Origin of the sequence: Amniculibacterium sp. G2-70 (genome assembly GCF_014353055.1) — a bacterium.
In the GTDB taxonomy this organism is placed as follows: domain Bacteria; phylum Bacteroidota; class Bacteroidia; order Flavobacteriales; family Weeksellaceae; genus Amniculibacterium; species Amniculibacterium aquaticum.
The window spans coordinates 1,212,051-1,229,892 of the sequence record NZ_CP060698.1 but is presented as its reverse complement, the minus strand read 5'-3'; the positions used below and the strand labels follow the sequence as shown (position 1 = coordinate 1,229,892).

Genomic DNA, 17,842 nt, shown 5'->3' with positions numbered 1-17,842 from the left:
CTGAAAATAAATTTAATCTTTACCTTTGCACCAATTATGGCAAAACATCTGCACATTTGGCTTTTGATTTTATGCTTGGGACTGTTTGTCATTCCCAAACAATATTTCTTGGGTCAAAATGTAGGCGAGTCTTGCTGTGCGGTATCGATTACCCAGCAAGATCATTGCAAGTCAGATATCAAAGCAGGACACAAGTCCGATCATAAATCCGACTCTTGTCATAAAGATGGTAAAAACAAAAACCACGGTACAGGAAACTGCAACAATTGTGATATTTGCCATTTTTCAATAGCTGTTTTCCAAGTTCCAAATCATCAGGAGATGCCTGATCTGACCGTGGATTTCAAAAACAAAAAGGAGGACTTTTCTTATGTTACTCCAGAATTTTCAAGTATTTTTTCAAAAATTTGGCAACCGCCAAAAATAGGTTAATCTAATAATTTACAGCACAAATTATGCATTTTTCAAATTGAAACTTGAGAGTGTAACGATTTGGTATTCACAGATTTGTTTTGAAATTTGTGACTTAAAATGAATTTTATTACTATTTTATGTATCAACGAAATGTTGATGAAAAAGTTAACCTATTTATGATTTTAAAATGAAAACAATACAAAAAACTTTATATATTTTCGTCTTATTACTTAGCACATTTGCATTTGCACAAAGCACCAAAATCGAAGCTTGGGTGAATGGAGACTGTGGGATGTGTAAAGAAAGAATCGAAAAAACCGCCAAAAAAAATGGAGCAACATCCGCAAATTGGAACGACGAAACCAAGATGCTGAATGTGGAATTCGATGCCGCTAAAACTTCTTTGGATAAAATATTAGAAGACATTGCTGCAGTGGGACACGACAACGAAAAGTACAAAGCCAAGGATGAGGTGTACGAAAAACTTTCAGGATGTTGTCATTATGAAAGGGTAAGTCCGCCTGTAAAAAACTCAACTGAAAGCCCTAACAATGCAACACCGGTTGAAGTGAAGAAAGAAGACGACGATCCTCATGCCGGTCACGATCATGCAAAAAAAGAAGAAGTGGATGAACATGCGGGATACGATCATAAAAAAGATCAAATAAGAAATTCTAACATAGAAGGCGTAACCGTAACCAAAGCACAAGCAACAACGGCTTTGAGCAGAAAGTCTGCTGATTTAACCTTTAAAATTGATCAAAAAGAATTGCTAAAAGCGGCTTGTTGTAACCTCTCTGAAAGTTTTGAAACCAATGCCACTGTAGATGTGTCTTTTTCCAATGCGGTGACAGGTGCCAAGCAGTTGAAAATGTTAGGACTGGATCAAAAATATACGGCACTAACCAAAGAATTATTGCCAGAAATCAGAGGTTTGGCTTCTGCGTATGGACTTAATTTTATCCCGGGAAGATGGATCGGAGGCATTCAGTTGACCAAAGGAGGAAGTACCGTAACTAGCGGATACGAAGGGATTACAGGACAGATCAATACCGAATTGTTGAAATTTAACAAAACTCCCGAAACCAATCTGAATGTTTTTGCCGATTTCCAAGGGAGAACCGAGCTGAATCTCACGCAAACTTCACAAATCAATGAACACTGGGACCAAAGTATTTTGCTTCATGGAAACGGAACTTTTGGAAACATCGACGATAACAACGATGGTTTTTTGGATAGACCAAAAGGAAATCAGTTGAATGCTGCCTATCTTTTGAATTTTAACGACTTAGGACATTCAGGATTCGGATCTCATTTCGGTATTACTTTTTTGAAAGACAATAGAAAAGCAGGACAAACCAACTACGATTGGAATTTACCACAAAGTCAGCAATCGGCTTATGGAGTTGGGATTGATACGCAAAGATTCCAAGTGTGGAACAAAACAGGTTTCGTATTTCCGGGAAGACCGTATCAGAGTTTGGGCTGGATGAATCAGTTTACCTATCACCAACAAAATAGCTTTTACGGCCTTAGAAATTATAACGGAAATCAGAAAACTTTTTATTCCAATTTAATTTATGAAGACATGATTGTGAATACCAATCATAAGTATAAATTGGGAGCAAGTTTCTTAATGGACCTATTTGATGAAAATTATTTGACTCAATTGTACAAAAGAACCGAAACCGTTCCTGGTGCATTTGCAGAATATACCATGACTGGGGACAAGTTCACTTTGGTAGCAGGTGCCAGAGTCGATTTTCATAATTTGGCAGGCACACAATTTTCGCCTCGATTGAATTTGAAATACGATATTTTACCTAAAACCATTGTGCGATTGTCCGCAGGAAAAGGTTTTAGAACGGCCAATGTGTTTGCAGAAAATCAACACTACTTTGCATCCAATAGAGTGGTGGACATTCACGCAAACGGAGGTAACATTTACGGATTGAAGCCGGAAGTTGCTTGGAATTACGGAGCAAGTCTTCAGCAAGAGTTCAAACTGTTCAACAGAAAAGCAACTTTGGTAGCCGATTTCTTCAGAACCGATTTCCAAAATCAAGTTTTGGTCGATTTGGATAACCCACAAAAATTATCCATTTATAATCTGGACGGAAAATCTTTTGCCAACTCTTTCCAAACACAGTTGGATTTTTCACCCGTTAAAAATTTGGATCTAAGGGTGGCGTATAAATATTACGATGTACAAGCCGATTACCACAGCGGAAGAAAAGAAGTGCCGTTTATGGCGAAAAACAGAGGTTTTTTTAATGCTGCTTATGCTACCAACAAAAATGCAAAAGACGCTTTTTGGTCTTTTGATACCACATTGCAATTTGTAGGAAAACAAAGATTACCGGATACGACATCCAATCCTACAGCTTTTCAGTTGGCACCTTACTCCAAAGAATATGTTACACTGAATGCACAAGTAGCGTATCAGTTCAATAAAAATATCAGAGCCTATTTTGGTGGCGAAAACCTTACCGGTTACGAACAGATGAATCCAATTATGGATGTTAAAAATCCATTTGGAAGTTATTTTGATAGCAGTTTGATCTACGCTCCGATCATGCCGGCAAACTTCTATGTTGGTTTTGATGTGAAATTTTAAGAGCTTCCTGAAGAATTAGTACACTTTTATGAAAGCTTGTTTAGAATGTCGTCCTCAAAAAGGGCGGCATTTGTTTTTAAATGAATAAAATATTAGCTTTTTTATTGATGATTCTTTAAATGTTAAAAAATCTTAAAGAAGAATTATCATTTTTGACCTATTTGTCGCAGTTCTCAGCGATTTGAAAAGGTAAAATTCGAGATAAAATGTTAAAAAATGTTAAAACCATCTCGGAGCTAACATAAATCATGACTGTTCTAAATGCGAATCGATATCTTTGTTAGGCTTTTGAAAATATAATTATTGTTAATCAATAGATAATCAAGCATATATGAAGAAAGGGATCGTATTTTATCTTACATTGGTATTATCTGCATTGTCCATGCAATCTTGCGTAACTGATTATGTGGTTGCAAAACCGTCATTTTATAATAAAGAATACAAAACAGAATCCAATAGTGCCGATGCCGGCGATAGACAATTGGAAAGAAATAAAAAAGAGCTGATCAGCAGTTTTACCTCGCTCAATCATAAGAATGATTTGGCCAATGAAAGGTCAAAATCTAAAAGATCCGTCATTGAAAGGGCCATTCGTCATTCCAAATTAATTGATGGACTTTTAACCGAAGCCGAATCGTATCTAGGCACTCCGTACCGTTTGGGTGGGACTTCTAGAAGTGGTATCGATTGTTCGGCTTTTGTATTGTCTGTTTTTGGAGCCGTTGCCGGGATGAATTTGCCAAGAGTTGCAGCATCTCAATCCCACGAAGGATATAATGTTAGTAAAGAAGAACTTCAAAAAGGAGATTTGTTGTTTTTCTCCAGAGGAAGCCGCGTTTCTCATGTAGGTATTGTCTATGATGTTACTTCAGATGGCGATGTTAAATTCATTCATGCTTCTACATCCAAAGGAGTGATGGTGTCCACCTTGAATACCGATTCGTATTGGGGAAATCGTTATCGTTTTGCAAAAAGAATTCTGGATGAAGACTTTTCCGATAACAAAGAATCTACAGCGAACAATAACTAGAAAAAGTTAACGATATAGAATGAAAAAGCCGTCTCTAAAGAAATTTTCGAGACGGCTTTTTTTAGTTTTAATACTCTAATACAGCAAGAGTTCACACTTGGGTTGATATAACCTCTTGTTTTAAAGAGCTTCAATCGCGACTTGCGAAGCGAAATAATCCTCCAGTTCTTTTAAAGTTTCTGGGTTGGTTTGTAAATCTTTTACCACCACCCCTTTGTTAAGGACCACAATTCTATTGCAAACTTCTGTGGTATGCGAAAGGTCGTGGCTAGAAATCAGGAAGGTTGTTTCGCCCTTCATCGCCCATTTTTTAATTAAGTATTTTAATTTTATTTGGGTAGAAGGATCCAGATTCGCAAAAGGCTCGTCCAGTATTACAATTTCAGGACTTCCAATCAGCGCACCAACAATACCCACTTTCTTTTGGTTTCCTTTGGACAGGTCACGGATGTATTTCCCAGCTTGGATAATTTCGTCATTAAAAAGATCGGTAAAATTGTTTAAAAATGAATCAACTTGCGTTTTGTTCACTCCTCTCAATTCTCCCAGAAAATAAAAATATTCTTCTGGAGTTAGATAGCCAATCAAAAACGACTCATCGATGAAGGCACCTACTTTGGATTTCCAAGATTCGTCCACATTCACCTTTAATCCATCAATGCTGATGCTTCCCGTTGTGGGTTCAATCAAATCGAGAAGGAGAGAGAAAAATGTGGTTTTTCCGGCTCCGTTATTTCCAACCAAACCAAGCGTTTCCCCTTTGTTTATGGTTAAATTTTCAAGATGAAGGACTGTATTTTGTCCGTATTTTTTACTAATGTTTTCTACTGATATCATACTTTAATTTGGTCTATTTTAAGGGTTAATCCTGTTTGAATGCGGCTATGGTCGAATATTTTTCTGTTTTGTAAACTTTAACAATAAGTTCGAAAATTTTATCTCTCAACAAAAATCCTATTAATCCCAAAGCTCCAAGAGTAATAACGGCTGGCGTAATGGAGAAAAAATATTTGACACTTGAGAAAACTACCATCGGCAACAGCATTTGTGGAATGAGCAACAACATAATTTTTAGGTTGAAATTATTGCTTCCTCCAGCGAATGCTTTCTTGGTCGAGTTAAGGTCTATGGCTTTTTTATTGTAGGCACCGGCAAAAAGCGTCATGTAAGAATTGACCCCTAAATTGTACAATCCGGCGGCAAAAATGGTGAAAAAAAGCTCCCAACTAACAAATGCATAGATCAACGAAAATAGCATTGCAACCCCTATTGCAAAAACCGACAACGACCATTTTGCTTTTAAGTAGCCTTTGTATGGGATGTTTTGCGTCATCATAAATGGATAATAGGACGAGTCCCAAGCCGGAACCCTTTGCCCAAAAGTAAACATGAAGCCACCGGTAACAAACAATCCCATAAAAATTTTCATGAAATCGTTGTTGTATCCTGGCGAAAACATAAGAAATCCATAAAAAAGGAAGAATAAAGAACCCAAAACTGCTGATCTTGCCATTTTGCTACGCTTGATCATGCGAATGTCGTTGCCAATGAAAATACCCATCTTCCCAAATCTTTGGAGAAAAGCAATGTTCTCGGTTTTTCCGACTGCTTTTTTCATTTCCAAACCTTTATCCAGATACAAATTTCTTTTGATTAACTTAAAAACAAATTGTGCATTAAAAATGAATACGACAACAAGCATCGGCAACCAAAACTTTTGATTGTAAATAGCCATAAATACAGTTTCTGATGCGCCTAAAAAATCAAAATATCCAAAATATTGAGCCAATGTTGCCAAAGCAATAACCCCCAATACCGAGTACAAAAACAGATTGTTTTTGTTAATAACGATGTTGATCAAAACATTGTTGAACACCAATAGAATTGAGGAAACAACAAGACACAATACCCCAACGGTACTGTAATCGGAGTCGATAACCAACAAAACCGTAAACGGAATAATGAAAAGTAAAAATGCCCAAGAAAGAAATGAGGCAGCAATCTTGAAGATGGTGTGTCCTACAATAGTGTTTTTTGAAATGTTCTGACACAGTAATGGTTTTATGTTTTGTGTGGGCATTTGTTGCATGAAATATTTTACCAAAAGATCAAACGCCAGATACACAATAAAATACTTTGAAAACAGCTTTACAGGATCTTGCCCTTCTTCGATGGAGGCATAATATAAAGCAAAAGCACCTCCAATTAAGATGAAAGAAAAATAAATCATGACAAAACTAATCATGATCTTGGACAATACACTTGCTAAAAATTGTGGAGATCGAAAAAGGCCTTTAAACTCTAACTTGAATAACTTTAAGAACATTTTTGCATTTTAACTACAAATATGCAAAAAAAACAGGCGAAAGTCAAATAAAACATAACTGAAAAAGGATTTCAAAAAAGAAATCTTAATCGGTATTACAAACTATTTCATCAATTCCTCAGCTTGTTTCATTGCAGCATCTGTAATTACAGAACCCGAAAGGAGCTGGGCTATTTCTTTTAGTTTCTCGTCTTTGGTTAGCACCACGATGTTGGATCGTGTTTTGCCGTCTATTTCTGATTTTACAACTTTATAATTGTCATTTCCTTTGGCTGCCACTTGTGCCAGATGAGAGATAACAATCAGTTGCATATCTTGAGACATTTCTTGCATGACCTTTCCGATTTCGTCGGCAACTTTACCGGAAACTCCCGTATCGATTTCATCCAAAATTAGGGTCGGCAAATCGGTGTTTTCAGCCATGATTTTTTTCACAGCCAGCATCACACGACTTCTTTCGCCTCCGGAGATTGCCGATTGTATGGGCTTAAGAGCAAAACCCGAATTGGCCTGAAAAAGAATTTGTATTTTCTCTTTTCCAAACAAATTAAAGTCTTTGGTCGGGGTAAGTTCTACATCCAATTTTGCTTTTTCCAGGCCCAATTTTTGCAGCAAAGTTTCTATTTTGTTCTTGAAAACAGGGATGTTCTTTTTTCTGATTTCACTAAGAAGTACAGCTTGTTTTTCAAGCCTATCGTCACATTTTTTCAGTTCTTTTTCAGCATTCTCGATGTTGGATTGCAGATCGTCAAAATTGGATTGTTCGGATTGTATTCTGTCTCGAATCTCGATTAACTCTTCTACAGAATTCACTCTGTGTTTCTGCATAAGCCCATTCACCAAGCTTAATCTTTCATTCAATTTTAATAAAATCTCTGGGCTAACTTCAACTTTTTCGGCTTTATTTTGAAGGTCAAAAATCAGATCTTTAAATTCCAAAAAGAGAGTCTCCATTCGTTCTTGGTTTTCAGAAAACTGATGCGAAAGTTCTGCTGTTTTTGTGAGTTTATTTTTTATTTCCAACAAGGCATCTATCACACCTACTTCGTCTTGATCGGTTCTGGAGAAGATGTCGTTAAGGTTTTCAACAATGATTTCTGCATTTTCATACAGGGACAATTGACTTTCAAGTTCTTCTATATTCAAAGTGTCCAAATCTGCTGAAAGAAGTTCGTCCAATAGAAAATTTTTATAATCGACATCATTCGTGCCTTCCAACAATAGATTTTTCAGTTGGTCCAATGTCTTTTTAAGTCCTAAAAAATGACTGAATTCCTTTTGATATTCACCTAGATTTTCAAAATTATTTCCCAAACCGTCAATAATTTCGAATTGGAATTTTTCTGAAAAAAGATGCGATGTTTCAAATTGAGAATGGATGTCAATGATCTGTTCGGACAGGGATTTCAAAACATCCAAAGTCGTTGGGACATCGTTGATGAACGCTCTGGATTTCCCATTGACCAAGATCTCTCTTCGGATGATGGTAGAGGATTCAAAATCCAAATCGTTTTTTTCGAAAAAAGGGATCAGATTATTTTGCAAACGAAATTCGCCTTCTACAATGCTTTTGGCTTCGGTGTTTTGTATGGCTTTCGCGTCCACCCTTTCGCCCATCAATAGGCGCAAAGCTCCCAAGATGATGGATTTTCCAGCTCCTGTTTCTCCTGTGATTACCTGAAGCCCGCGGTTCAAGTGGATTTCTAGGGAGTCGATAAGTGCAAAATTCTGTATAAAAATTCGTGAAAGCATAGAGAAATATAAAGCTTTAAAATGAAAAGCTTTACAAAAATATTAGGTTTTTATAGATTGTACAAATACTGAGCTGCTTATTTCCATTTATTCCACTTGGAGTCGATGTATTTTGGTGCAAAGAGCATCATCAGTTGTTTCAGCTCGCCCATATTGACCGCTCCGTTGTTATTGGAATCGAAAATGTTAAAAATCTCATCGCTCTTGGCATCAATAAAAAGGTTGATGGGATAACTTTGTTGAAAGTTATTTTCATAAAATCGAAGCTTGTTCAGCTGATCAGCGATTATTTTTTTTGCAGGTGCAGGATCTTGGTTGTGTAAATTGTCCAAGCCTGCTCTGTGGTAGGCATAAAACATCCCACGAAAAGAGTCGTAATTGGGATTTAGAATTTCATTAATCAAAGAACCACGGGATTTTGGTCCGTCCATAGGTGCCCAGTTTTCGTAATTTCTATTTTGTGAATTTTGAGCAATTTGCTGAGCCTTTAAAAACCATTGGTTTCCACCTTTTTCTTGAAAGGAATCGGCATCGTATCCGATCACCAAATAAATGTAAAAGGAAATAACATCAATTAAATTTTTTCCTGAAAACTGTCTTTCGTTGAATATAAGATTTTCATTTTCAATGTATTCAAAACCAAATCGGGTGTCGTTAAGATTAAGAATGGGCGATTCGTAAGTTGATCCAAAAACCGGCCGAACGGACTGTACCACAATGCTGCCTTTGTAGCGATTGCCGTCCCTTTCTGCTACAATAATCGAAAAGTTACATTTTATTTTTTCAAAATTCTGCAACTTTTTTCCGGTCCAACTGGTATTGTTGATGAAGTCTTTAAGGCTTTTCTCCAAACTTTTGTACACCTGCTGATTGCTGCCACCCAAAGTTGGCGCAGTTACTTGTACTTGTGCCATCAATTCCTGGGCAAAAGCCTGAGAACTAAAAAACAAAAGACTAAAAACGAAGAGTATTTTTATCATAATAATATGCTTTATAAACGAAAATCCGGCTTATTTATTTTCCATCCTAGCCTCTACAGCATCCAAAATATCTTTAGCCACCTCAGTTTTGGGTTTCAAATCAAAGGTTACGATTTCGTCTTTGGTAATTAAATTTATTTTATTGGTATCTTTCTGGAAGCCAGCGCCTTCGTCTCTTAGGGAATTTAATACGATCATGTCTAGATTTTTCTTCTCCAATTTTCCTTTGGCATTGGCCATTTCATTCTGAGTTTCTAGAGCAAATCCTACCAGAATCTGATGTTTTTTTTGCTGGCCCATGGTTTTCAAAATATCCGGATTCTTCACCAATTCTATGGTAAACGAATCTTCATTTTTCTTAATTTTTTCTTGAGCAACCACTTTTGGAGTGTAATCCGCAACTGCCGCAGAGGCTATTGCAACATCTACAGAATCAAAAACTTCCATAACCTCCGTCAGCATTTCTTTTGCCGAAGTCACACGGATAAGTTTTATATTGGGATGTTCAATGGATAATGTTGTGGGCCCGGATACCAAAGTGACCAAAGCACCTCTTTCTGCGGCTTCTTTTGCCAGAGAAAAACCCATTTTCCCGGAGGAATGATTTCCAATAAATCGCACAGGATCTATCGCCTCATAGGTTGGACCAGCCGTAATGAGGATTTTTTTTCCGCTTAGTTGCGAGTGTTTAGAATTGAAATATTTTCCGATAACTTCCAATATGGTGTGCGGCTCGGACATTCGTCCTTGGCCAATAAGTCCACTTGCCAATTCGCCATGCTCAGCAGGGATAATATGGTGTCCAAATTGTTTGGCTTTTTCTAAATTTATATTCGTTGAAGGATGTTGGTACATGTCCAAATCCATTGCAGGAGCAATAAAAACCGGGCACTTCGCTGAAAGATAGGTTGCCATCACCAAATTGTCGCAGAGTCCATTTACCATTTTGGCCAAAGTATTTGCCGTACATGGAGCTACCAAAATCAAATCGGCCCACAGTGCCATTTCTACATGAGAATTCCAAGTGCCGTTATCGCCATAAAACTCCGTAAATACTGGTTTTTTGGAGAGGGTAGACAGGGTTAATGCTGAAACAAATTTTTGTGCATCTGGAGTCATCAAAACCTGAACTTCGGCATTTTCCTTTACAAAATCACGAACCAAAGTGTTGATTTTATATGCGGCGATACCTCCTGTTACTAAAATGAGAATTTTTTTTCCTGAAAAGCTCATAGACAAATTAATTGTACGAATTTACATATTTTTTTTGAATGCTTTTATGCAAAAAAAAATCCGAACAAGTAAGCCTTGTTCGGAGATATCTTGAGGAAGAAAAATTAGTTTTTCTCTTCTGTTTTTCTGAAGTATACTTCGTCATCCAGCCATTCTCTAACGGCGATGGATGTTGGTTTTGGAAGTCTTTCGTAATGCTTAGAGATTTCGATTTGTTCTCTGTTTTCAAAAACTTCTTCCAAAGTAGAATTATGAACCGCAAACTCGTCCAACTTTGCATGAAGTTCCGAACGGATTTCTGCATTGATCTGTTCTGCTCTTTTTCCCATAATCACGATAGCCTCATAGATGGAGCCTACTTTTTCTTCAATCTTATCTCTATCGTAAGTTATTGTACTTAGTTCTGCTTTAGTGTCCTTTACGCTCATTGTTAAACAATTTAAGGTTGCAAAGTTAATAATTATTTTTTAATTGGCAAGGTTACATTTGGTGCCGGTGTTGCAATTTTGGCAGAGTCTCTCAAAGTTTGTTGAGCTCTTTTCTCTGCTGACATCTGATCTCTAAGCTGTTGTTCCGTTTTTAATTTTTCGGCTTCATTGTCGGCTAATTTCTTTTGTTTTTCGGTTAGAGCTGCTCTTCTTTTCTCAACATCCTTTTGCAACTGGGCAAACTTTTCGCTTTCCTTAGTCAGTTTTTCGGTGGTACTCACTGCTGTTTTTGCAAGATCTGTATTTGGAAATTCTTTTTCTACGGTTTTAGCAAAAGCAAGGGCGCTTTTCAGTCGTTCTTCTTTTAAATCGTAAATGGAATTGATGGCCAATTCGTATTTTGATTTTAGAATATAATCATAAATCTGAGGTCTTAGTTTGGTGCTTGGAAAATCGTCTAAAACATTTTCAAATGTAACCGACGCAGCTTTGTACTCGCCCATTTTATAATATTGTCTGGCGCTTTCATAAGCCTTAAATTCAAGCTTGTATGACAATTCATCAATCAATGAACTGATGTTTTTTGATTTTTCAGAATTGGGATATGTGTTTAAGAAATCTTGCAACTCGTTGATTGCCGACTTGGTGCTGGATTGGTCCAAATTGTACTCCATGCTGCCTTGGTAATAGCACAAAGCTGACATGTATGCCGTTTCTTCTTTTCTAGGATCTTTAGGGAAGTTTACGGTAAAACTCTTGAATTGAGCTCCCGCAATTCTATAAGCCTTGTCGTAATAGTTGGCGTACGCTTGGTTGTACAATACATTCGGATAATCATCGGTTCCAGCTACTAAATTGCTCAATCGGTCATAAAGAGACAACGCATCTCTCCATTTTTTCTTTGCAAATTTTTCATTAGCCACCTTCAAAATGAAATTTTTATCGGCACTTTTCATCGCTTTTTCCTGATCTCTACTGCATGCTGTAAGAGTGAATGCCGCAAAAATGACCATGATGTATTTTTTCATAATATTTTCCCGAAAGATTTTTTATTTTTAATAGTAATCAATATTGATTTTGCAAAAATATACTTTTTTTTCTCCTAACCTTTTATTTTAATGATTTTTAATGAATTTATTAGGATTGATGGTAGCCTAATGATGCAAAAAGAGATAATAAAATGCTGGTACAAACTTTCTTTTCGGCTTCTGCCAAATACGATTGCTCATTTTTATGAGGAACATATTCTTGGTAAAAATTCTTATTCCTGATAACAAATAATGTCGATCCCAGTATGATGGTGAGCATGTCTTCTGCCTTAGGAGCATGGGTGAACACACCGGTCGCTACTCCTCTTTGCACCAACTCGTCCAATTTATTAACCGTAACTTTATAAAATTCGGTCAATTCGGATTTCAAATCATCTCCAGCACGAAGTTCTTGAGTCACGAAGCCATGAAAATAGCTGTACTTAAACAATTGCTTGGTAACGAATTTTATGATTTCTTTAAACTGCATTTCCGGATTCCCGTCCTTGATAATTTCAGAAAATTCTTTAAAATTCTGTCTTGTTTTTTGCACCCGTAATTGATATAGACTTCCCATCATTTTTTCTTTTGACCCAAAATAATACGAAATCATGGCTACATTGACCTGAGCTTTGGTACAGATCTCTCTTACCGAGGTTCCTTCAAATCCTTTTTGAGCAATTAGCTCTTCTGCAACTTCCAAAATATGAATTTGTTTTTCTGAAAATCTAGCGTCCATTCAAATAGTTTTTGTAAAAGTAATCATTTTCATAGCATATGCAAATTTCAATTGAATTATTCTTTCATTTTTGTAAATTTGATTATGTTTTTATTCGATTTCCACCATCACCATCCTCAAAAAAAATCAGGACTTTATAACGCAAACATTCTTGAAGATGTTTTTACAAAACCTTTTTCTATCGGATTGCATCCAAAGGATATTGATGAAAATTGGAAAAAAAATTTGCAGGTCGTAAAAGACATCAGTGCCGACAAAAACTGTAAAGCCATTGGAGAATGTGGATTGGACCGATTGATTGCTGTCGATTTTGAACTCCAAAAATCGGTGTTCGAAGCACAAATCGATTGGGCCAACGAAATACAAAAGCCCATCATCATCCATTGTGTTCGTTCTTTTTCGGAAACCATTGCGTTGGGAAAAAAGAGTAAAGTCCAAATGGTTATTCATGGATTTAACAAAAAAAATGCACTTGCCCAAGAACTTTTGTCCCATGGTTTTTCTCTAAGTTTTGGAAAAGCAGTTCTGAACCGTGTATCTTTGCAACTTGTTATAAAAGAAGTTCCATTAGAAAAAATATTTTTAGAAACCGATGATTCCGACTTCGAAATCGTTGAACTTTATCAAAAGGTAGCGGATATAAAATCAATATCTGTGGAAGAACTTCAAAATCAAATTCAAAAAAATTTAGAAAATACCATCAAATAAATGAATACCGATTGGCTGGAAAGAACCGAATTGCTCATAAAAAAAGAGGGTTTAGAAAAACTAATCCGTGCACAAATTTTGGTTGTAGGACTGGGCGGAGTAGGAGCCTTTGCAGCAGAATTTCTTGCAAGAGCCGGAGTGGGCAATCTGACCATTGTGGATGGCGATGTGGTGGACAAAACCAACATCAACAGACAACTTCCTGCTTTGCATTCGACCGTTGGACTGCCAAAAGTGAATGTTCTTGAAAACCGGTTGTTGGAAATAAACCCCGAGCTGAATTTAAAAACCATTTTCCAGTTTTTGAATCCAGAAGACATGGAGAAAGTTTTGGACGAAAAGAAATACGATTATGTTTTGGACTGCATCGACAGTGTTTTGCCCAAACTCACCCTTATCAAAGCATGTAGAAACAGAAAAGTAAAAATTATTTCGGCCATGGGAGCCGGTGGGAAAACGGATCCTAGCCAAGTCATGGTTAGAGACATTAGCAAAACGAACAATTGCTATCTTGCCAAGCAAATCCGCAAACGGTTGAAAAGGGAATACAGCATCACCAAAGGATTCAAATGTGTTTTTTCTACCGAACTGCAACAAGAAGACAGTCTGAAGATGACCGATGGCAGCCAGTTCAAAAAATCCTATTACGGCACCGTCAGTTTTATGCCGGCACTTTTTGGGCTTCATGCTGCAGCAGAAGTCATCAATTACATTTCTAAAAAGAAATAACATGGAAACAAGTACGACATATTCCAGAGTAGAAAAGCTCAAGCAAAAAAAAGAATTGGGATTGCTTTTTGAGAAAGGAAAATGGAAAACCCATCATTACCTGAGGGTGGTTTTTTATGAAAATAAATTGGAAAATCCAGAACAAGGAAAATTTGGAGTCTGTGTATCCAAACGCTATTTCAAAAAAGCGGTGGACAGAAACCGCATAAAAAGGTTATTGCGCGAATGCTACAGGTTGAACAAAGATTTGTACACCGCTTCTTTTGGTGAAACGACTTTGACCATGTTGTTTTGGATTTCTAAAGAACTTCCCAAAAAACAAGAAGATGTTCTGGTAGAATTTAAAAAAATATGCGAAAAAGTAGCTAAAACCAGAACAGCTTCTACTTCAGTCTAACAAACCCATTTCTTGCGTTTCTTCCTAGGTCTTATTTCCCTTTATTGATTGGGAATGACTCGAGTGTTGCATCTTTAGAATGCTCATTTTTTATCATACAGATTCTGGTCTAATCTTTACCTACCATATCTTCAGGATTTACCCAAAGATCAAATTGTTCTGCAGTCAATAATCCCAGATTAACAGCTTCTTCTTTTAGGGTAGTTCCGTTTTTATGGGCGGTTTTTGCGATTTTTGCAGCATTTTCATATCCAATATGCGTGTTGAGGGCTGTAACCAACATCAGAGATTTGTCCACCAATTCTTTTATCCTTTTCCGATTGGCTTCTATTCCTACAGCGCAATGTTCGTTGAAGGAAGTCATGGCATCGCCCAATAATTGTGCAGACTGCAAAAAATTGTAGGCCATCACCGGTTTGAAAACATTGAGTTCATAATTTCCTTGGGTGCCTGCGAAAGAAATGGTGGTGTCGTTTCCTAAAACTTGGGCGCAAACCATGGTCAGGGCCTCATTTTGTGTGGGATTTACTTTTCCCGGCATGATGGACGATCCCGGTTCGTTTTCCGGAATATAAATTTCTCCAATTCCGGAGCGAGGCCCAGAAGCCAACAGCCGAATGTCTTGTGCTATTTTAAATAGCGATACCGCCAATTGTTTCAGTGCGCCGTGCGTTTCGACTAAGGCATCGTGTGCCGCCAATGCTTCAAATTTGTTAGCAGCAGTAACAAAGGGCAAAGCGGTAAATTGAGCAATGTATTCAGCTACTTTTACATCGTAACCTTTCGGTGTGTTCAGTCCGGTACCTACGGCAGTCCCGCCCAAAGCCAATTCGCTAAGATGTGGAAGTGTGTTTTTAATGGCCTTTTTGGCGTGTTTCAGTTGTGCAACATAGCCTGAAAATTCCTGTCCCAGAGTTAGAGGAGTGGCGTCCATCAGGTGGGTTCTTCCGATTTTTACAATATCTTGAAAGTCAATGACTTTTTTTTGCAGGGTTTTAGTTAGATTTTCCAAAGCCGGCAAAGTGGTTTCCACAACTTTTTTATACGCTGCAATGTGCATGGCCGTTGGAAATGTATCGTTGGAAGATTGGGACTTGTTGACATCGTCGTTCGGGTGGATGTCAGGTTTTTCACCCAACTTACCACCGTTGTTGCAGTGGGATTTGTTGGCAATAACTTCATTTACATTCATATTGCTCTGTGTTCCGGATCCGGTTTGCCAAACGACCAGTGGAAATTGATCGTTGAGTTTTCCCTCCAAAATTTCGTCACAGACTGCGGATATACAATCTCTTTTGTCGGGACTTAAAACGCCCAAATCGGTGTTGGTGTGTGCGGCTGCTTTTTTTAAAATGGCAAAGGCTTCAATAATTTCGTGTGGCATGGATGCTTCAGGGCCGATTTTAAAGTTGGTTCTGGATCTTTCGGTTTGTGCACCCCAAAATTTATCGGCAGGGACTTTCACCTCGCCCATTGTATCGTGTTCTGTTCTGTAATTCATCGTAATATTTTTTATAAATTTAAGAAGATTTTCATGGATTTGTCATTTTTATTTATTTGTTAAATCAATGCTAAAGTTTTGATTTTTAAATGAGTATTGATTTTAGGTAAAGAGTGAGTTTTCCAAGATTTCTTTGTATTTTTACGGGTTTAAATTGAATTTGTGAAGTACAAACTGTTTCTATTGATTTTATCGCTGTTGGGGAATTTTGTTTTTTCTCAGCAGAATGAAGAATTTAAAAAAGCCAAAGGTTATTTTGATTATCAGCGCTATTTGTTGGGGCAATCGTTTAAGAAAAAGTTTGATGAAGAACCTGATAATTACAAGAAAGTTGAAATTAAAAAGACTTTTGCCGAATTTATGGTGAAGATGGATAGCGTACAGAATGTCGAATTCGTAAACATCTTGATTAAGGTGAAAAACAATGAAATTCTGCATCCAAAATCCGAGCAGGATTTGGCTCAAACTTTCGTGAAAGAAGGAGGACGATTGCCTAAAGGCGAAATTCCGGCTGAATATCCTGGTGGGATGAACGAGCTTAGAAAACAAGTTGCCAGTTTGCTTTATTTTGATAATGTGGACGAAAATCAAAAGTTTGTGCAAACCGAAATTGATTTTATTGTGGACAAATCCGGTGAAATTACTCAGGTAAATGCCGTGGGCGACAATTCCATTTTTAACCGACAAGCAGAAATTGCGATGTACCTTTTACCCAATAAATTTTCACCGGCCATCATTGATAAAAATCCGGTGAGATACCGATTCAAGATGCCGTTGTCCATGCGATTTGATTAATTTTTTGAAGATGTTTACCGACGAATATTTTATGAAACAAGCCTATCAGGAAGCCTTAGTCGCCTTGGAAAAGGGCGAAATTCCAGTGGGTTGTGTGGTGGTTTTTGATAACAGAATTATTGCAAGAGGTCATAACCTAACCGAAATGCTGAACGATGTAACTGCCCATGCAGAAATGCAGGCCATAACTTCAGCAGCCCATTTTTTAGGCGGAAAGTATTTGATTAATTGTACACTTTATGTCACTCTAGAACCTTGTGTGATGTGTGCAGGGGCATTGTCTTGGTCGCAAATATCCAAAGTGGTTATTGGTGCCAGAGACCAGCATCGTGGTTTCTTGGCAAAAGGACTTTCCTTGCATCCCAAAACAGAAATCGTCCATGGAGTTTTAGAAGATGAATGTTCCGCAATCATCAAAGATTTTTTTAAAAATAAACGATAGGAAATTGCTGCTTTTTGATTGCTTTTAGAAAGAAAAAGAAATTGATTTTAAATTTTTAAGAGGATCAATGCGTTGTTTTTAGTGCTTAGAACAAGAAATCATGTTTTATTCCAATATTGAATAAACTGTTGTTTGGAGAATTTGGCGTTAATTTAAGCATATTGTTTTCTGTTCTGTTATTGCCTAAAATAAAAACCTCATAATTCATAAAGACTGCTGTTTTGTCCGAAATAAAATAGTTAAATCCCAATCCTGGATTAAAAGAACCATAAAACTTTGAATAATCCGTTTTCTCGTTTGAAGGATAATCGTAATTGCTTTTTATTTCTTGGTTCAATGCAAATCCCAATTTAAAATTTCCGCTAAAGTTTTTTATTATCCGATATTTCCAAATTAAATTTAAGGGAAGCGATAGTACTGCTCCTTCAAACTGACCATGTGTAGAATTGTTTTCATGGATCACTCCTGTTTCAAAATATTTTATTCTACCGTTAACAGACCAATTTTTTGCAAAATAATATTCTGCTAAAAGACCCGCTTGAAAAGAAGTCATTCTGCTCGGATGGACAGAAATTATTGCATTCAAACCCATTTCGCCTCCAAAAAACCATTTTCCTTTTGGGTTTATGATTTCGTTTGTTTGTGAGGTGGCTTTATTAGAAAATACACATAAGGCCATGGTTAAAAATATTTTGAAGTTCAAATTTTTATAGTTTTTCATGA

The 17,842-nt window shown here is 37.0% G+C and carries 18 protein-coding genes; 8 read left to right on the top strand and 10 right to left on the bottom strand.

Annotated features, from left to right (window positions below; translation table 11 throughout):
- Positions 1–36: 36 nt before the first annotated feature.
- The 3 genes from H9Q20_RS05605 (at position 37) to H9Q20_RS05595 (ending at position 4,061) form a co-directional block, all read left to right on the top strand.
- Positions 37–432: a hypothetical protein gene (locus tag H9Q20_RS05605; protein WP_187478484.1), complete on the top strand. Its 396-nt coding sequence runs from the start codon at positions 37–39 to the stop codon at positions 430–432.
- Positions 433–601: 169 nt separating this feature from the next.
- The gene (locus tag H9Q20_RS05600) at positions 602–3,031 is read left to right on the top strand and encodes a TonB-dependent receptor domain-containing protein (protein WP_187478483.1); all 2,430 of its coding nucleotides are present in this window, start codon (positions 602–604) and stop codon (positions 3,029–3,031) included.
- A 331-nt stretch (positions 3,032–3,362) separates the two neighbouring features.
- A complete protein-coding gene (locus H9Q20_RS05595; RefSeq protein WP_124639219.1) occupies positions 3,363–4,061 on the top strand; it encodes a C40 family peptidase in 699 nt (232 codons plus the stop codon).
- Between the two features lie 120 nt (positions 4,062–4,181).
- Here H9Q20_RS05595 and H9Q20_RS05590 read toward each other — a convergent pair whose 3' ends face one another.
- The 8 genes from H9Q20_RS05590 to H9Q20_RS05555 form a co-directional block, all read right to left on the bottom strand.
- On the bottom strand, positions 4,182–4,898 hold the full coding sequence (locus H9Q20_RS05590) for an ABC transporter ATP-binding protein (RefSeq protein ID WP_124639221.1): 717 nt from the start codon (positions 4,896–4,898) through the stop codon (positions 4,182–4,184).
- A gap of 25 nt (positions 4,899–4,923) precedes the next feature.
- Positions 4,924–6,387, bottom strand: a complete 1,464-nt coding sequence (locus tag H9Q20_RS05585) for a DUF5687 family protein (protein ID WP_124639223.1) — start codon at positions 6,385–6,387, stop codon at positions 4,924–4,926.
- Between the two features lie 102 nt (positions 6,388–6,489).
- Positions 6,490–8,139: a DNA repair protein RecN gene (locus H9Q20_RS05580; protein ID WP_187478482.1), complete on the bottom strand. Its 1,650-nt coding sequence runs from the start codon at positions 8,137–8,139 to the stop codon at positions 6,490–6,492.
- A 77-nt stretch (positions 8,140–8,216) separates the two neighbouring features.
- Entirely contained in the window at positions 8,217–9,119 is a 903-nt protein-coding gene (locus H9Q20_RS05575; protein ID WP_187478481.1) for a DUF4835 family protein, read from the bottom strand.
- 30 nt (positions 9,120–9,149) lie between these two features.
- A complete protein-coding gene (coaBC, locus tag H9Q20_RS05570; protein WP_187478480.1) occupies positions 9,150–10,352 on the bottom strand; it encodes a bifunctional phosphopantothenoylcysteine decarboxylase/phosphopantothenate--cysteine ligase CoaBC in 1,203 nt (400 codons plus the stop codon).
- A gap of 104 nt (positions 10,353–10,456) precedes the next feature.
- Positions 10,457–10,780 carry a DNA-directed RNA polymerase subunit omega gene (locus H9Q20_RS05565; RefSeq protein ID WP_124639231.1) on the bottom strand — a complete coding sequence of 108 codons (324 nt, stop codon included), beginning with the start codon at positions 10,778–10,780 and terminating at the stop codon, positions 10,457–10,459.
- Between the two features lie 32 nt (positions 10,781–10,812).
- The gene (gene bamD / locus H9Q20_RS05560; protein WP_124639233.1) at positions 10,813–11,808 is read right to left on the bottom strand and encodes an outer membrane protein assembly factor BamD; all 996 of its coding nucleotides are present in this window, start codon (positions 11,806–11,808) and stop codon (positions 10,813–10,815) included.
- Between the two features lie 109 nt (positions 11,809–11,917).
- On the bottom strand, positions 11,918–12,547 hold the full coding sequence (locus H9Q20_RS05555) for a TetR/AcrR family transcriptional regulator (protein ID WP_187478479.1): 630 nt from the start codon (positions 12,545–12,547) through the stop codon (positions 11,918–11,920).
- Positions 12,548–12,631: 84 nt separating this feature from the next.
- Here H9Q20_RS05555 and H9Q20_RS05550 point away from each other — a divergent pair, with 84 nt between their 5' ends.
- Genes H9Q20_RS05550 through rnpA form a run of 3 tightly spaced genes read left to right on the top strand, consistent with a single transcriptional unit; the run spans position 12,632 to position 14,381 of the window.
- Positions 12,632–13,255 carry a TatD family hydrolase gene (locus tag H9Q20_RS05550; RefSeq protein WP_187478478.1) on the top strand — a complete coding sequence of 208 codons (624 nt, stop codon included), beginning with the start codon at positions 12,632–12,634 and terminating at the stop codon, positions 13,253–13,255.
- Positions 13,256–13,984 (top strand): ThiF family adenylyltransferase, encoded by a 729-nt coding sequence (locus H9Q20_RS05545; protein ID WP_124639240.1) that lies wholly within the window; start codon positions 13,256–13,258, stop codon positions 13,982–13,984.
- Position 13,985: 1 nt separating this feature from the next.
- Positions 13,986–14,381, top strand: a complete 396-nt coding sequence (gene rnpA / locus H9Q20_RS05540; RefSeq protein ID WP_187478477.1) for a ribonuclease P protein component — start codon at positions 13,986–13,988, stop codon at positions 14,379–14,381.
- Positions 14,382–14,490: 109 nt separating this feature from the next.
- Here rnpA and fumC read toward each other — a convergent pair whose 3' ends face one another.
- Entirely contained in the window at positions 14,491–15,882 is a 1,392-nt protein-coding gene (gene fumC / locus H9Q20_RS05535; RefSeq protein WP_187478476.1) for a class II fumarate hydratase, read from the bottom strand.
- A 162-nt stretch (positions 15,883–16,044) separates the two neighbouring features.
- Here fumC and H9Q20_RS05530 point away from each other — a divergent pair, with 162 nt between their 5' ends.
- Both H9Q20_RS05530 and H9Q20_RS05525 read left to right on the top strand, forming a co-directional pair.
- The gene (locus H9Q20_RS05530) at positions 16,045–16,677 is read left to right on the top strand and encodes an energy transducer TonB (protein ID WP_124639247.1); all 633 of its coding nucleotides are present in this window, start codon (positions 16,045–16,047) and stop codon (positions 16,675–16,677) included.
- Positions 16,678–16,687: 10 nt separating this feature from the next.
- Positions 16,688–17,119 carry a nucleoside deaminase gene (locus H9Q20_RS05525; RefSeq protein WP_187478475.1) on the top strand — a complete coding sequence of 144 codons (432 nt, stop codon included), beginning with the start codon at positions 16,688–16,690 and terminating at the stop codon, positions 17,117–17,119.
- Positions 17,120–17,204: 85 nt separating this feature from the next.
- Here the strand turns inward: H9Q20_RS05525 and H9Q20_RS05520 are convergent, their stop codons facing one another.
- On the bottom strand, positions 17,205–17,840 hold the full coding sequence (locus H9Q20_RS05520) for an outer membrane beta-barrel protein (protein WP_124639251.1): 636 nt from the start codon (positions 17,838–17,840) through the stop codon (positions 17,205–17,207).
- Positions 17,841–17,842 lie beyond the last annotated feature (2 nt).

Bases quoted from the DNA above. Each gene is read 5' to 3' on its own strand.
- H9Q20_RS05575 (WP_187478481.1), bottom strand. From the start codon at position 9,119: ATGATAAAAATACTCTTCGTTTTTAGTCTTTTGTTTTTTAGTTCTCAG.
- H9Q20_RS05555 (WP_187478479.1), bottom strand. From the start codon at position 12,547: ATGGACGCTAGATTTTCAGAAAAACAAATTCATATTTTGGAAGTTGCA.
- fumC (WP_187478476.1), bottom strand. From the start codon at position 15,882: ATGAATTACAGAACAGAACACGATACAATGGGCGAGGTGAAAGTCCCT.
- H9Q20_RS05580 (WP_187478482.1), bottom strand. From the start codon at position 8,139: ATGCTTTCACGAATTTTTATACAGAATTTTGCACTTATCGACTCCCTA.
- H9Q20_RS05565 (WP_124639231.1), bottom strand. From the start codon at position 10,780: ATGAGCGTAAAGGACACTAAAGCAGAACTAAGTACAATAACTTACGAT.
- H9Q20_RS05520 (WP_124639251.1), bottom strand. From the start codon at position 17,840: ATGAAAAACTATAAAAATTTGAACTTCAAAATATTTTTAACCATGGCC.
- H9Q20_RS05600 (WP_187478483.1), top strand. From the start codon at position 602: ATGAAAACAATACAAAAAACTTTATATATTTTCGTCTTATTACTTAGC.
- coaBC (WP_187478480.1), bottom strand. From the start codon at position 10,352: ATGAGCTTTTCAGGAAAAAAAATTCTCATTTTAGTAACAGGAGGTATC.
- H9Q20_RS05595 (WP_124639219.1), top strand. From the start codon at position 3,363: ATGAAGAAAGGGATCGTATTTTATCTTACATTGGTATTATCTGCATTG.
- H9Q20_RS05550 (WP_187478478.1), top strand. From the start codon at position 12,632: ATGTTTTTATTCGATTTCCACCATCACCATCCTCAAAAAAAATCAGGA.
- H9Q20_RS05605 (WP_187478484.1), top strand. From the start codon at position 37: ATGGCAAAACATCTGCACATTTGGCTTTTGATTTTATGCTTGGGACTG.
- H9Q20_RS05525 (WP_187478475.1), top strand. From the start codon at position 16,688: ATGTTTACCGACGAATATTTTATGAAACAAGCCTATCAGGAAGCCTTA.
- H9Q20_RS05545 (WP_124639240.1), top strand. From the start codon at position 13,256: ATGAATACCGATTGGCTGGAAAGAACCGAATTGCTCATAAAAAAAGAG.
- H9Q20_RS05585 (WP_124639223.1), bottom strand. From the start codon at position 6,387: ATGTTCTTAAAGTTATTCAAGTTAGAGTTTAAAGGCCTTTTTCGATCT.
- H9Q20_RS05590 (WP_124639221.1), bottom strand. From the start codon at position 4,898: ATGATATCAGTAGAAAACATTAGTAAAAAATACGGACAAAATACAGTC.
- bamD (WP_124639233.1), bottom strand. From the start codon at position 11,808: ATGAAAAAATACATCATGGTCATTTTTGCGGCATTCACTCTTACAGCA.
- rnpA (WP_187478477.1), top strand. From the start codon at position 13,986: ATGGAAACAAGTACGACATATTCCAGAGTAGAAAAGCTCAAGCAAAAA.